This window comes from Thalassobacillus pellis, from assembly GCF_016908295.1.
GTDB lineage: Bacteria > Bacillota > Bacilli > Bacillales > Halobacillaceae > Thalassobacillus > Thalassobacillus pellis.
This window is the reverse complement of record NZ_JAFBDO010000002.1, coordinates 261,646-276,358: the sequence shown is the minus strand read 5'-3', so window position 1 is coordinate 276,358 and position 14,713 is coordinate 261,646. Positions and strand designations below refer to the sequence as shown.

General features: G+C 40.6%; 15 protein-coding genes and 1 pseudogene. 3 read left to right on the top strand and 13 right to left on the bottom strand.

Annotation, left to right across the window (positions count from 1 at the left end; translation table 11 throughout):
• Positions 1-152 precede the first annotated feature (152 nt).
• From JOC33_RS07235 to JOC33_RS07210, 6 genes are all read right to left on the bottom strand, one after another.
• Entirely contained in the window at positions 153-953 is an 801-nt protein-coding gene (locus JOC33_RS07235) for a LysM peptidoglycan-binding domain-containing protein (protein WP_205091829.1), read from the bottom strand.
• Between the two features lie 257 nt (positions 954-1,210).
• The gene (locus JOC33_RS07230; protein WP_205091828.1) at positions 1,211-1,414 is read right to left on the bottom strand and encodes a hypothetical protein; all 204 of its coding nucleotides are present in this window, start codon (positions 1,412-1,414) and stop codon (positions 1,211-1,213) included.
• A 662-nt stretch (positions 1,415-2,076) separates the two neighbouring features.
• A complete protein-coding gene (locus JOC33_RS07225; protein ID WP_205091827.1) occupies positions 2,077-3,693 on the bottom strand; it encodes an ABC-F family ATP-binding cassette domain-containing protein in 1,617 nt (538 codons plus the stop codon).
• Between the two features lie 116 nt (positions 3,694-3,809).
• Complete coding sequence (locus JOC33_RS07220; protein ID WP_205091826.1) at positions 3,810-4,013, bottom strand: cold-shock protein; 204 nt, start codon at positions 4,011-4,013, stop codon at positions 3,810-3,812.
• Positions 4,014-4,106: 93 nt separating this feature from the next.
• Complete coding sequence (locus tag JOC33_RS07215) at positions 4,107-4,307, bottom strand: cold-shock protein (protein WP_062446130.1); 201 nt, start codon at positions 4,305-4,307, stop codon at positions 4,107-4,109.
• A 267-nt stretch (positions 4,308-4,574) separates the two neighbouring features.
• A complete protein-coding gene (locus JOC33_RS07210) occupies positions 4,575-5,105 on the bottom strand; it encodes a superoxide dismutase family protein (RefSeq protein WP_205091825.1) in 531 nt (176 codons plus the stop codon).
• A gap of 146 nt (positions 5,106-5,251) precedes the next feature.
• Between JOC33_RS07210 and JOC33_RS07205 the strand changes: the two genes are divergently transcribed.
• Positions 5,252-5,986 (top strand): SurA N-terminal domain-containing protein, encoded by a 735-nt coding sequence (locus JOC33_RS07205; protein ID WP_205091824.1) that lies wholly within the window; start codon positions 5,252-5,254, stop codon positions 5,984-5,986.
• 135 nt (positions 5,987-6,121) lie between these two features.
• On the opposite strand, the pseudogene JOC33_RS20295 reads toward JOC33_RS07205, so the two are convergent.
• The 4 genes and pseudogenes from JOC33_RS20295 to JOC33_RS07190 all read right to left on the bottom strand — a co-directional run.
• Positions 6,122-6,304: pseudogene (locus JOC33_RS20295) on the bottom strand (transposase); the annotation flags it as partial.
• Positions 6,305-6,488: 184 nt separating this feature from the next.
• Positions 6,489-10,103, bottom strand: coding sequence for a dynamin family protein (locus tag JOC33_RS07200; protein WP_205091823.1), 3,615 nt, complete (start codon positions 10,101-10,103; stop codon positions 6,489-6,491).
• Between the two features lie 103 nt (positions 10,104-10,206).
• The gene (locus JOC33_RS07195) at positions 10,207-11,106 is read right to left on the bottom strand and encodes a gamma-glutamylcyclotransferase family protein (protein WP_205091822.1); all 900 of its coding nucleotides are present in this window, start codon (positions 11,104-11,106) and stop codon (positions 10,207-10,209) included.
• Positions 11,103-12,092: a P1 family peptidase gene (locus JOC33_RS07190; RefSeq protein ID WP_205091821.1), complete on the bottom strand. Its 990-nt coding sequence runs from the start codon at positions 12,090-12,092 to the stop codon at positions 11,103-11,105. The genes JOC33_RS07195 and JOC33_RS07190 overlap by 4 nt, the downstream gene beginning before the upstream one ends.
• Positions 12,093-12,185: 93 nt before the next feature.
• Here JOC33_RS07190 and JOC33_RS07185 point away from each other — a divergent pair, with 93 nt between their 5' ends.
• Positions 12,186-12,428 carry a transcriptional regulator SplA domain-containing protein gene (locus tag JOC33_RS07185; RefSeq protein WP_205091820.1) on the top strand — a complete coding sequence of 81 codons (243 nt, stop codon included), beginning with the start codon at positions 12,186-12,188 and terminating at the stop codon, positions 12,426-12,428.
• A 67-nt stretch (positions 12,429-12,495) separates the two neighbouring features.
• Complete coding sequence (locus tag JOC33_RS07180) at positions 12,496-12,768, top strand: acylphosphatase (protein WP_205091819.1); 273 nt, start codon at positions 12,496-12,498, stop codon at positions 12,766-12,768.
• A gap of 61 nt (positions 12,769-12,829) precedes the next feature.
• Here the strand turns inward: JOC33_RS07180 and JOC33_RS07175 are convergent, their stop codons facing one another.
• From JOC33_RS07175 to JOC33_RS07165, 3 genes are all read right to left on the bottom strand, one after another.
• Positions 12,830-13,573, bottom strand: coding sequence for an SDR family oxidoreductase (locus JOC33_RS07175; protein WP_205091818.1), 744 nt, complete (start codon positions 13,571-13,573; stop codon positions 12,830-12,832).
• A gap of 139 nt (positions 13,574-13,712) precedes the next feature.
• The gene (locus JOC33_RS07170; RefSeq protein ID WP_205091817.1) at positions 13,713-13,949 is read right to left on the bottom strand and encodes an indolepyruvate ferredoxin oxidoreductase subunit alpha; all 237 of its coding nucleotides are present in this window, start codon (positions 13,947-13,949) and stop codon (positions 13,713-13,715) included.
• Positions 13,950-14,094: 145 nt separating this feature from the next.
• Positions 14,095-14,646 carry a histidine phosphatase family protein gene (locus JOC33_RS07165; protein ID WP_205091816.1) on the bottom strand — a complete coding sequence of 184 codons (552 nt, stop codon included), beginning with the start codon at positions 14,644-14,646 and terminating at the stop codon, positions 14,095-14,097.
• Positions 14,647-14,713: the final 67 nt, after the last annotated feature.

Sequence of the window (14,713 nt, the reverse complement as noted above, 5' to 3'; positions counted from 1 at the left end):
CAAAAATTACCGCAATTTGAAATTCAGTCAAAAGTATTAGTTTTATGTAATGCTTCAACGGTTATAACTTTTGTAAGAAACAGCGAGAGACATCCTCTTGTTATCGAAAAATAAAAAAGAGACCGCCCTTTGAAAGGCAGTCTCTGAAACAATTAGTCTAGTATTTTAACGTCAACAGTTTGTACACCCCAGTCAAGGGCATCTTCACGATTTGGAATGAATACGTCGATTTTGTTTCCTTGGATTGCTCCACCCACATCACCAGCTACTGCATAACCGTAGCCTTCAACATAAACTTCTGTACCTAGCGGGATAACGTCAGGGTCAACTGCGATTACTTTTTTATCAGGATTAGCATTCAAATCGATACCTGTTGCTGTAACACCGGAACAGCCAGTGCAGTCAGCAGTATAAGCAGTAGCAGTTACAGTAATTTCTCTAGCTTCACTTGTATCATCTGAAGCAGTCTGCTCTACATCAGACTCAGTTGCTGTTGTCTCTTTATTCGTTTCTGTTTTCGTTTCTTTCGTGGTTTCTTTTGCTTCTTTTTTCATAGATCCATTTTCTGCAACTTTCAAGCTTAATTCATCACCAGGATAAATCAAGGTAGAAGACAGGTTATTTGCTTTTTGCAACTGATTAACTGTAATTCCGTAATTCTGGGAAATGCTCCACAGCGTGTCCCCGGATTTTACGGTATAGAAATCTGCACTTGAAACTGCAGGAGTAGAGTTATCTTTAGATACTGCCAATTTATCATTAGGGAAAATCAGATTAGAATTAAGATCATTCCAATCTTTCAATTCATTTACTGTAACGTTATATTTTTGAGAGATTCCCCAAAGCGTGTCGCCTTTGTTCACCACATATTCATCTGTGTGTGCATGGGCCTGAGCTGCTAGACCACCAGAGATTGTGGTAACGGCCGCTAATGATACTACTGTTTTCTTCACAGGAAAACCTCCTTGGTAAAATTGGATTAATTTTTCTTACAGACCCTAATTTAACACATGAGGAAAATTTGTTAAGAACAATCCGTTGACATTTATATTTCAGTATTGACATTCATATATCAAAAAGATTACAAAGTACCAATAATAACATTATTTGTTAATTTCAATTGATAATATCATGTCGAAAAAAACCATATAGCTCCAATTATTGTCGATTTTATAAAAAACTGGAGAAAAACAATTATTGTCAATAAAAATTAAAAAATAAAAAAACTGCTATTATAAAAAAGAGTCAACTGAAAAAGTCCTTTATAATCGATAGGAGTTGTTAAAGTTTGTTGTTGATTCTCGCGAATCGCTTGCCGGCGGATGCTTGCCGCGGGCACGGCCTCAGCTAACTTGGTCAAGAAGTTCGCTTGACCAAGTGGATCTTCGGCACGCGCTGTTCCCGCAGGCGTCACCGCCTCTCGCTCCTAGTGGAATCAACCGTAATATAACCGCTTATCATTATAAACTTTAACAGCGGCCAATTTAAAAAGGATGATTTTCTTTTATTTCAAAGAAAATCATCCTTTTTTCTAGTGCAAAAATCTATATAATATCTCATGAAGGTATAGAGGGTATAGAATCCCTTAAAAGTAAATCAAAAGCGGAACCGCCTTGCCCACCCCTGACAAGCTTAAGCTGATCCCCGTCGTGACGCTCTTATAACAGCGAGGCTCGACCGCTTTTTTTAAACCATATCTTTTCTAAATCTTCCGTTTTTCAGTGGACGATAAAAAAGGCAGTTTTTTTGATGGCTGACTTGTTGTCGTTTGCGAGAAAACCAGAAAGTGAGAGAACAGGCATTACTGCCAGCTGCCTGTCAGAAAATATTGCCATTCACCTAGACAGGGTTGGCTAGGTGAAGGAGCGTCTTTTTCGGTTATGGGCGGGCGAATACCTCGAGGCTCCCTTCGGAAAAACGGGCAATCCGAGACCCCGCAGTGTGAGTTACACGAGAAGGCTCGGGCGTTCGTCTGCGGAAAGCGAGTGGTATTCACCCGCACACACAAAAAAAGCTTGCAGAAAAACACATGGTTTCTCTGCAAGCTTGCTGCCTTTATAAAGAGGGCGGTTATTATTATTTCAATGCTTTTAATTGTTGTTCTACTTTTGGGTCTTCTAAATACTCATCATAGGTCATTTCTTTATCTATGATACCTTTAGGTGTCAGCTCGATGATCCTGTTGGCAATTGTTTCGATAAACTGATGGTCGTGGGAAGCGAACAATACGGATCCTTTGAATTTAATCAACCCATTGTTTAAAGCCGTGATGGATTCCAAATCCAAATGGTTAGTAGGTTCATCTAAAATAAGAACATTGGAACCGCTGAGCATCATTTTCGAAAGCATGCACCTGACTTTTTCTCCTCCGGAAAGAACACTTGCTTTCTTCAGTGCTTCCTCACCGGAAAATAACATTCTTCCTAAGAAACCTCTGAGGAAGGTTTCTGTTTCATCTTCCGGTGAATACTGGCGGAGCCATTCCACAAGGGTCAAATCACAGCCTTCAAAATAAGCTGAGTTATCTTTAGGGAAATAGCTATGGGAGGTTGTAATCCCCCATTTGTAGGTCCCTTCATCTGGTTCCAATTCTCCTGTCAGAATTTGAAACAGTGTCGTCTTGGCAATTTCATTGTCACCGACAAAGGCAACCTTGTCATCTTTATTTAAAGTGAAGCTGACTTTATCCAGAACTTTTTCTCCATCGATCGTTTTGGAAAGACCATCGACTGTTAACAGGTCATTTCCGATTTCACGATCAGCATTAAAAGCAATATAAGGATAACGCCGTGAAGAAGGCTGGATATCATCAAGGGTGATTTTATCCAAAAGTTTTTTACGGGATGTTGCCTGTTTTGACTTTGAAGCATTAGCACTGAAACGAGCAATGAATTCCTTTAAGTCTTTAATTTTTTCTTCTTTTTTCTTATTTTGTTCAGCGGCCATTTTTTGAGCCAACTGACTGGATTCATACCAGAAATCATAGTTACCTACATAAATTTGGATTTTACCAAAATCTAGATCTGCAATATGAGTACATACATTGTTCAGGAAATGTCTGTCGTGTGATACAACGATGACGGTATTTTCGAAGTTAATCAAAAAATCCTCCAGCCATTGGATCGCTTTAATATCCAGATGGTTCGTCGGCTCATCAAGAAGCAACACGTCTGGATTGCCGAACAGCGCCTGAGCAAGGAGCACCTTCACTTTTTCAGAGCCGCTTAAATCTTTCAATTGCTTCCCATGAAGTTCTTCTGAAATACCAAGCCCTTTCAATAGCCTGGCAGCATCCGAATCTGCCTCCCAGCCGTTCATTTCCGCAAATTCGCCTTCCAGTTCAGCCGCTCTGATTCCATCCTCATCAGAAAAATCAGGCTTCATATAGATGGCGTTCTTTTCTTCCATCACTTCATAAAGGCGCGTGTGCCCCATCATTACAACCTGAAGTACTTCCTGCTCATCATACTCGAAATGGTTCTGTTTCAGAACAGCCATGCGCTGTCCTGGCTTCATGGAAACATCACCAGTCTGGGGTTCAATTTCCCCGCTTAATATTTTTAAAAATGTCGACTTCCCGGCTCCATTAGCTCCGATCAAGCCATAACAGTTACCAGGGGTGAATTTTATATTGACGTCTTCAAACAGCTTCTGATCACCGAAGCGAAGACCAACATTATGCACGTTAATCATTTAGAATCCTCCATCTATCATAATTTCATCCAGGGAAAGTATATCATTATTGCTCGTAAGAAGATATATTTCCCGACAACAAAAAATCACGCCTGGAATCCAAGCGTGATCATAACTTATTTATAATAAATGCTGTTATTATCTACAACTTGCAAAACTTTCGTGGAAATACTCATTTCACTCCCGCACATCGGGCAGGTCGGTGTCTCTTCAATTTTAAAATTATCACGCATCCAGCACTTACAATCATCAGAGTTGCATTCCCACACCTTTGTTTCTTCTTTTATGATCTCTTCTTGATTCTTTTTTCCAAATGCCATTCCCGTACCTCCTCTGAAAAATGGGTAAAACTATGTAAAAGAGACTGACTTCCAAAAAGCCAGTCCCTTTTCCCGATTATAGTTTTACTACAATTATAGTTTAACTACATTTGCAGCTTGCGGTCCGCGGTTGCCTTCAGTGATTTCAAATTCAACTGCCTGGCCTTCTTCAAGAGTTTTGAACCCTTCACCTTGGATTGCACTGAAATGTACGAATACGTCGTCTTCGCCTTGCACTTCGATGAATCCGAAGCCTTTTTCTGCGTTAAACCATTTTACTGTACCATTTTTCATTCTTTGGTCCTCCAATGTTTCATAAAAATTAATATATGATTATAAAAAAATCACATATTATAAAAAGTATCAAATGAATTAATGATCACTCTTTATAATAGGTGATTTCCGGTCATTCATACTTCAAAGAAATAGCGGTCAAAATACAGTGACCTATATTAAAATTATGTGTTAATATTACTATGCAATAAAGAAAAAGTCAAGATAGAAGCATTCATCACCCCACTTCTTCCATTATACACATTTTAAGGAAAATTATTCGTGTTTTTACATCATTTGTATCACTCCACAGGCTAATCGCTTTCCGGCAGCTCCTGCAGGCTGGGACTTATAGTCGTCCGGTCCCTGATGGATGATGACTGCTTTACCTATTATATCTTTAACCTTGAAGCGATTGGTGAAAAACAGCATTTGACTGAAGCCATTATTTGAGAACAGCACTGGAAAATCACCGGCATGATTTCCATGAGGCTGTTGATCTGGATTCCAGTGCTCCCCTGCACTTTGGAAAGGATCCTTTTTATCTCCAACCGAACAAACACCTTTTTCATGGATATGAAATCCATGGGGACCCACCTGCTGGCCATCTTTCGTCCCTTTTTTAAATTCGGGAAGTCCCTGCACCTGGACAAATACTTCTACACCGTTAGGCAGCTCATAAAAATACACATCTCCTGACAGCCGTTCCGCTAAGGGACCTCCTGTAATTTTTGCATGAGCCCTTTTGCCATGCTGCTGTTGGCGATATTGAGCTGGATATGACCAACAAAGATTTGGCGGATAAGCGTAATAATACATTTCCTTCCTCCCCTCCTGTTATTTAAACTTATTCACAAAAAGTTCATTATATGAGCTAGAGGTTCTATTCGTTTATTTACATCCGAATTCTGGTATGCTACACTCCGAATATGCTTCATCATGTTCAATCAAAGGAGAGATGACACATGAACAAAAAAATGCTGTCAATGGTCTTCGGACTATTACTAGTACTAGCACTAGCCGCGTGTAGTGGTAATGGTGAGGAGGCAAAGCAGGAGGACAAGAAGTCTGATGCAGGCAAGGAACAAGCAACCGCTACGGAGGACCTGCCGGAAGTCGTTGCAGTCGTTAATGGAGAAAAGATTTCAAAAGACGAATTTACACAACGGTACAATACAATTAAGAAACAATATGAACAAATGGGCATGAATATAGATAAAAATAAGGGTAAAGTCCAGAAAAGTGTAGTTGATTTACTCGTAAATTCAGAGCTTTTAGTCCAATACGCCGAAAAATCAGGCATTAAGGTCGACGAAAAGAAAGTAGATGAAGAATACAAAAAGATTACCGACAAGATTAAGTCAGAAGATGAAATGAAAAAGTTTCTAGAAGCGAACAATATGTCATCAAAAGAAGAGCTGCGACCACGCATTAAGGAAAGCCTGGTAGTACAAAAATATATTGAAGAGAACACAGAAACACCTGAAGTTACAGAAAAAGAAATGAAAAAACAATACGATACCATGGTCGCTCAAATGGAAAAGCAAGGAAAGAACAGTGAACAGAAACCGGAAATACCTGCATACGAAGAAGCCAAACCTCGCATCAAACAGCAGCTGCAAAATTCAAAGCAGCAGGAACAAGTGAAGCAATTACTTGAAAAACTGCGTAAAGATAGTGAAGTAGAAGTCAAAATTTAATTTCACTTAAAAAGAGGATGCCTTAAAAAAGGCATCCTCTCAGCTTGTGGAGAAACCCCTGTTTCTTCGCAAGCTTTTTTCTTGCCGCCAGGAGCGAAAGCCCCTTGGAATTTCTAGAAAAAGACTCTCCTTCACCTAGCTCACCCTGGCTAGATAAAGGACAATCTTTTTCATGTTCTGGCAGGCAGTCGTCATCAACGCCTGTTCCTTCACTTACTCTTTTCCACGCAAGCGGCAATAGCGCAGTCCATACAGTTCTTTTGAATCTGCGAAGCTACGCTCGACTTTCTCTTTTCTCATACAGTATATCCACTTTCCTTCATTGAAAAGTCGGTTTAAGCTCGATTTCCATCTCATTTTGCCGTCTTTTTTTGATTGAATCAAAAAATCACCGCCTAAACAGATTCTTATCCATAGGATAACAAATGAGCGGGATGAAAAATGAAAGAAATCAAAAAAAATCAGGCTGTCGAGAGTTTCTCGACAGCCTTTTGTTTCGTTGTTATTCATACTCATTTAAAACCGAATCAAGCTGTTGACTTTTCCGTTTTATCATGCCGACATCAATAGGATTATCCAGACTATATCGCAAGCTTCGGTAAAATTCATCAATCTCCCTATCCCAATTTTTTCTTACCCCGCTTATCAAATCCTTCCATTCTGTAAGGTAAATTTGTTGATATTCTTGATGAGAGCTTTCCAGACATTTTTTTAATAAAGGATCGATTTGTCCTGCTAAAGTCTCTTTTAAATGTTCTTTCTCATTATTTTCAAAAAACCTCTTTGTCCCTCTGAAAAGTGGAAAGATTTCCCCCATATTCACTTCTTCATAGGAAATGTACCGTTGAAAAGAAGGCTCATTAAAATTCCTTTCTTCCATGGTTGCCAATTCAAAGTCATTTCTAACTTTATGAAGCTCTATGCCTGCCTCTTCTTTTACTTTGGAAGCAGTTTTATTCAGGTAGGCTTCCATACGCAAGGATACGGCACGAAGTTCCTGGTTTAACTCATAGGTAACGTCGGTTAACAGAGCATTTGTTGCTTGTATGATTTGCGTCTTACCTGCCTTTCCACTTGCTGTTATGGTGGCAGGGTTGAAATGCTGCTTGAACATATCATGTAAATTCAGCATCATCCGTTGATGAATATAATGAATTTGTTTTTTTATTTTCTGATCAATATCAGTTTCATATTTTTCAACTGCTAACTCATTAATGACCTGATGCATTTGCTGTTCCTGCTCTTGGAACTGGTCTTTCATCTTTTCACGTTCTTCTTGCTTTAATGATGCATTTTGTACGAAGTCTGTCATCATGTTCTTTGCCCTGCTAAAATCATGGTAGATTGATCTGACCAGTACTTCCGTCGCTTCTTCTTCTATAAAGGTATAAAAATGACGTTTTACTGCTTCGATTCCAGAAGATCCAATATTTTGCAAAGCCTGCAGGCTTGATACTGGAAATATGCGAGGGTTCCTGATCTGAAACTTGAGCAGCTGCTGCTCGATATAATCCCTAACCTGCTTCAATTCGCTTTCTGATTCAGCAAGATCACTTGCATTAATAATAAAAAACATCTTGTCCATACTGAAGACGTCTTTCACCCTTCCAAGCTGGGTAAGAAAGCTTTCATCTGCTTTGGAGAATGGGTGATTGTAGTATGTCACAAATAATATCGCATCAGCATTTTTGATATATTCAAAGGAAACATTGGTATGGCGTGCATTCACTGAATCGGCTCCTGGGGTATCTACCAGGGTAATGCCCTTTCTCGTCCACTCACAATCATAGTGCACCTGCATCCATTCCACGTAACAGGATTTCTTCTCATCGGCTACGTAATAAGGAAATTCTTCCAGAGTGATTGTCAATGTCTTGCCAATTTGCTCACGACTTTCTTCATAACCGGCGATTAACGCATGGAGGAATGCATGCTGCTTGTGTTCAAGCTGTTGTATATCTTTTTCATTCAAGTCGGATAGCTTCTGAAGCAAATCTCGAAAATTCTCGCCTTCTATGCCTAATACATCGCAAGCTTCGTTAACATCTTCGATCAGTTCCTCTTCCGATTTCATTTTTACCTGGATGGTTCCATGAGCATAGTTCTCGTCAGGCGGTGCGATTTTATTAATAGTTGCCGTAGTAGGATTAGGGGAAACAGGCAGCAGCTTTTGTTTTAACAATGCATTCGCAAACGAAGATTTACCCGCACTGAATGCACCAAACAAAGCAACAGTGAACTCTCTGTCACGGAGCCGCTCTTTTTTCAGTTCCAGCTGTTGAATGATCGATTGAAAACCTGGTACCTCCTGCAGACTGTCGACCACTTCGTCAACTGCAGCAAGTGCAGCTTTCCCCGACTGTCCTCGATGTCCACTGGTAGTTAGTAGTGCAGTATCCTCAGTTATGGTCGTATGGCTGGGCTGATTATTTTCAATGGCCCCGCCATGATACTTCACCTTTTTCTTTCTTGCCTCCAGCATCTTCTCCGCTGAAGCGGTGTATATAGCATGATCACCGGCGCTCTCGAATAAAGCTTTATTTAAAGTTTGGTAATGGGCATCCTTTTTTGTCTCCAGTTCTGATAACCTTGTTTCACTCTTTTCCAATTCATCCAACCATAATTGTGCATTTTCAAATTCTGCCATTTGTTCTGCTGTTTCAGCTTCAATAGTAGATTTCATTTTCTCCCATAATTCTTTGGTCAAGTGACGATATGAATCTTTTACATCTTTTGCCACCCTGTCCGTATAAACAAGAATATATTGTCCCGTTACTTCAGCTCCTGATTCTATCAGCTTTATCAGATTTTCGGGTGGATATTCTGCTTTCATGTTTTGTATTTCATCTACTATTTCCGGATGGAATATCTGATAACTTTCCATCAATTCTGTAAGACGATCACGTAGTGGCCAGATTAGATTCTTTTCAATAACTTGAAGAAGATGCTTGTGAAATTCCTGTTTACGAGCTTCTCTTTCCTCGTTGGTCTTGTTTTTCGTGAACATCCATCCAACCTTGAACCCTGGCTGCATAGCGATTAAAAATCGCTCAGCATCTTCTCTTAATGCGCTCGGCATCAAATAAGCATTTTTAAAGAAAGACAAGACCCGTTCCTGAAACATCCGTTCGGCATATTCCGACCGATTAGCTAATTCTTCTACAAGCTTCTTTGCATCTTCTCCTCTTGCTTCTTGTTCTATTTTGTCTTTAAGTTCTTTTATTCTGCTAGTAATTTCTTCTTCTTCTGCTATGAATGTTTCGGCAAAACTTTCTACACTATCTGTAAGAATGGTTTCCGCACTTGCCAGGATTTTAGCCATTTTTTCTTCATCTGCAATCTGGTAGATACTGTACATATCTTTTTTAAGTTTCCCTATATCATTCCATGACAGGTTTTCTTGTTTCATCGAGGTGTAATAAATGTTTTCTGGATGGATGCCCCAATTAGCCAGCGCCCGCTCGACGCTTTCTTTAAAATCCTTGATCGTTAACTCGTTATCTTGATGCTTGTCAACTTGATTAATGACAATCGAAAAAGCAATGTTTTTCCGTTGCATTTCCCGTAAAAAAGTGAGATTCACTTCAGATTGGACGTGATTATAATCCATTACATAATACATGTAATCCATTAAATGAATAGAGGATTCTGTTATCACTCGGTCTGCGTCATTCGTTGAATCGACTCCCGGCGTATCGAGCAAGGACACATTATGAGGAAGCTTGGCATCAGATTGACTGATTTCCAGGGACAGTATTTCGTCACCTTCACGGCAAAGTGCTTTGATGGTTTCTATATCGTGCTTACCATCAAAATGGGCAGGGTTTTCATTACGGTAAAAAACCCGCACATAATCATTCCCGCCTCTAAGTTTGACAACATTAGCACTGGTGGGTATTGGACTCGACGGAAGAATTTCTTCCTCGACCAATTTATTGATCATCGTTGACTTGCCGGCAGAAAAGTGCCCGGCGAAGCCGATCATTAATTCCTTGGATTCCCATTTTTCTATCAGATCAAGCACCTTGTCTGCCTGTACCTCCTGGTCATGCTGCCGGAGGGTTTCGTGAAATATACTGAGTTGTTCTTTCAAGCTAATTTCCGTAATAACGCTCATCTCAGGTGCTCCTTTTCAAAATTCTTTTCCATATGATGGCCATTCTATTATTTTAGCAGGTAAGCCTGAGGATGAACAGGCGCCGGGATTGCCGCAAATTTTACTACTGCTGTTTTTTGTTCCTGTTAGTCCCCTGGATATATTCTTTAAAGCCGTTTACATTGAATTTTTCCAGGAATTTCTTCTCAAGGCGTCCCATGTACGATTCAGATAAATAAGGAGCAGCTCCACGGTGGATCTCCCGTGCATAATGAAAAGGTGGAGATAAATCTTCCTTTTTATCAAGGACATAAAAGGTCATGACATTATTCAGGCACTGGTCTCCCAGTTTGACATCGACAACAGTAGGGCGGTAATGACCTGAATAGACCCCTTCTCGTTGAAAAAGATAATCCACTGCGTCTAGTGGAGTCTTGTACAGGATACCTTCTACTGTATCATCTGCTTCCACGATGTCAGCCCTCCCCCCATCTTCGACATGGTGGGAAAAGATCAATTTATACCCTTCCAATTCCCCTCTCCCCAGCTTTTCATGGAATAACGTTTCTACTCCTGCCAATTTAAACCTCTCATCGTCCATACACGAACCGAAGGCGAAGTAAATTACCTGGTCTTTTTTCAATAGTTGATGAACCCGCCAGTCCCCCTGCTCTATTGAATGCACAGCCATTTCTTTGTTCTCAGGGGAAAGGTAATAGACATATCCTTCGTAAGTGCCATGGTCCGTATATATGTTCCGGATAGACCGTTCGTACAGATTATCATGACCATTTTCGGTAAAACCCTCTAGCATATCAACTTCCTTAAGGATTTCACTGTTTACTTCGTAGAGTTCTCCATAAACAGTATCATCCTCGTCCAATAGCACAGGGTAATAACTTGGTCCTTCATATATTCTCCCTTTCGTCCAGGCCTGCTCGGAAATTAGTTTGGAATTCTCCATATAAAAGTGGTTAGCTTCATGTTTTCTTATTGTCCCATAGACGAAAAGATATTTATTCATAAATTTTTCTGATCCTCCTTCTTCAAGTCATTGTATCCTAACAGTCCATATGCACTGTCTGCTGATTTTACCGCGCACAGAACTGCTTGTTCTATTGTATTTGCGGCCAGAGATGATAAGGAGATCATATTCACTCGCTTTTCATTTGTGCTCATCGTAAAAACGGCATCTCCATCCACTTGAGAATGGGAAGGACGCATCGTACGAGCAAAACCATCGTGTGAGATTTCAGCCAGCTTATTGGCTTCAGCTTTTGTTATAGCGGCATTCGTCACTATCACAGCAAGGGAAGTATTCTCTGCTGGAAAGGATCGGCTTCTTTCAAGCATTCGCTCTGAGACTATCCTTTCTGTCTTTAACAGATGGTGGGTGTCCGAATCGTGAACACCAGCTACTATTTTTCCTGTGGTTGGATCAAAAATATCACCAAAACTGTTTACCACAGCTATTGCTCCGACCTGGAGCCCGTCAATCTGAATGGCATAGGCACCTATACCACCTTTCATAGCATGGGAACCTCCTAAAATCTTCCCGATGGATGCACCTGTTCCGGCTCCTGCATTACCTAAAGTAAAGTTATGATTACGATAGGCATTCAGACAGGCCTGATATCCCATGGTTTTATCAGGCCGAATTTGTGATTGAGAAACGGAGAGGTCATATAAAATTGCCCCTGGCACGATCGGTACCTTCCCCGCCAGCGTTTCGAAACCGATTGATTTTTCCTCAAGAAATTTCATTATCCCTCCTGCAGTGTCCAATCCAAAAGCACTGCCTCCTGCAAGAAATACTGCATGAATTCGTTCGACAAGGTTTTCGGAACGCAATAAGTCTGTTTCCCTTGTACCAGGCGCTCCACCTTTTATACTTACCCCAGCAACTGCTCCACGTTCACAAATAACGACCGAACACCCGGTTGCAGCGTCTTTATTTTGCGCTTGGCCTAATCGGAATCCATGAATATCTGTAATGCTGATTTCTTCCATAAAATGTAGCCTCCCCACATATGAATGGCTGTTCTAGGCATATTAAGGCATATACATCACATACTATCGATAAATAATATTGGAGGTAATCTCATGGACAATATGGTCGATCCGACTGAAGTAAATATCGGGGATGAAGTCTACGTCATCTATCGTAACCCCCACACACCAACTGTTGCGAATATTAAACAGGCTGAGGTGGTCCCGCACCCTCATCAGCCTGATAACAAGGCATTATTTCTGCATGATTCCTTCCATCTAATCGAAGAAAACGATGCCCTATTCAGTAATCAGCAGGAAGCACAGGCGTTCTTTAATGAAATGTTCCAAGATTGATGTTTCCCTTGTGGTCCTTCAGGTTATGGTATAACCAAGGACCATAGGAGGAAGGTGAGGAAATATTATGGCGTTTGCTCATATAATCGTACACGGCAGGGTTCAAGGTGTAGGGTTTCGTTTTTCCACGCAACAAGTCGCCAGCCAATATGATATCAATGGCTGGGTAAAAAACAACCCTGATGGTACTGTTGAAATTGAAGCGGAAGGAAAGAAACAGGATTTAGACGATTTCGTAAATAAAATCCAAAATGGCCCAAACCCTTATGCCAAAGTGGAGCATGTCGATATCTCTACTGATAATAATGAAAAAGGCCATAGCAAGTTTAAGATCATATGACCAGCCTGCCATTACGTATACTTAAGTAGGAAAAGCCGCTGATATCCAGCGGCTTTTTTTATTATTCCTTACGCTGCATAGGGCGTACTGTGACTTCGTTTACATTCACATAATCCGGCTGTGTCACTGCATAAGTAACTGCCTTGGCGATATCTTCTGCTGCAAGTGGACTCATACTCCGGTTTTTAAACATATCAAGTACTTCATCATCTGTGATATGGTCGGTCAACTCGGTATCGACAGCACCCGGGGAAATGTTGGTTACCCTTACGCCGGTACGGGAAAGTTCTTTCTCCATTCCGATTGATAACGCCCTTACCGCAAATTTCGTTGCACTGTAGACGGTACTGGATGGAAATACTTCCTGCCCAGCCACAGAAGAGATATTAATGATGTGTCCGCTATTTTGTTCAAGCATCTCAGGGAGAACAGCGTGAATGCCATAGAGGACACCTTTGATATTAACATCCACCATTTGCTCCCATTCTTCTACTTTATCGTTTTTCAAAAAAGATAAAAGCATCACACCAGCATTGTTGACAAAGAAATCAACGCTGCCAAAAGATTCTTTTGTTTCTTTGACAAGTCTTTCCACTTCTGTTCTGCTTGTGACATCCGTTTCGACTACTTTGATATGCACTGAGTGCTTCTGCTGTATTTTGAGAGCAATCTCATCGAGCCGGCCAGACCTTCTTGCAGCCAGGACAACATTCGCCCCTTCATTGGCAAAATGAAATGCAATAGCCTCTCCGATTCCACTGCTCGCCCCTGTAACTATGGCTGTTTTATTGTGTAACTTAGCCAATATTCATACCCTCCTTCAAAACTATCTGTAGAGGGTTTACCCACTAATCGTTAAAAATATGCCTATCTTCTATCTGTCTGATGGAATAAAAAAGCCATGCTGGGCAGCATGGCTTTTTTGAGAATATAATTATGCTATTTTAATCTTCAAAGAACTTCCTGTTCAATTCGATGTATTCCTTTTCTTCTTCCGGTACCTCATCCTCCATATAGATGGCTTCTACCGGGCAGACGGCTTCGCATGCACCGCAATCGATGCAGATATCCGGATCGATATAGAACATATCTTTTCCTTCATCTATGCAATCAACCGGGCATACATCGACACATTCAGCCGCTTTTTCATCTTTACAAGGTGATGTAATGACAAATGCCAAGTGAATCTCCTCCTTCTCATGTAGTGATTGGTTACTATTATTATAAAATACGGTGTGAATAGATCACTCCCATATAATATCTATTAGATAAGAAGAGCGTTAATTCCTGCCTTTTGAATAAAATACTCAAAAAAGGTTAACAGCATCAATCTCTCCAAATTCGCTGTACGACATATTTCCCTGCATGTTTTTCGACAAGATAAACATCAGGGTTAGTAATGTTTTTCCATTGGTCAAAATCAGCCTCTACCCCAAAAGTCTGTAAAAGGAGAGCCAGTAAATTACCATGGGTAACGAGGCAAATCGTATCATTATTTTCATCCTGTTCAAGCTCTGCCACTAATTCACTGACCCGTGTTTTGGCTTCATTGGAAGATTCCCCTCCAGGCATCTTGAAATCCAAGTCCTTAAAGGTATCTTCCAAATATTCAAGAAAGTCATCCAGTGGTTCTTTACTCAAAATCCGTTCTTTTAGCCGGTCGTCTATTTCAATAGTCAAACCTCTACTTTCTGCATATGGTTTGATTGTCTCAATAGCACGCAAATAGGGGCTTGATATGACACGGTCAATCGGATAAGAACCTTTATCAAGGAATACCGAGATTGCCTGTGATTGTCTGACCCCAAGCTTTGTCAACGGAGAATCCTGATGCTGTCCTTCTGTGGCACTGTGGCGGATGAGAAACAATTTCTTCAAATTATGACCACTCCTCTTATTACCTGCTTACATCTATTATGGGGCATATCCCCACCATTGACAAGCA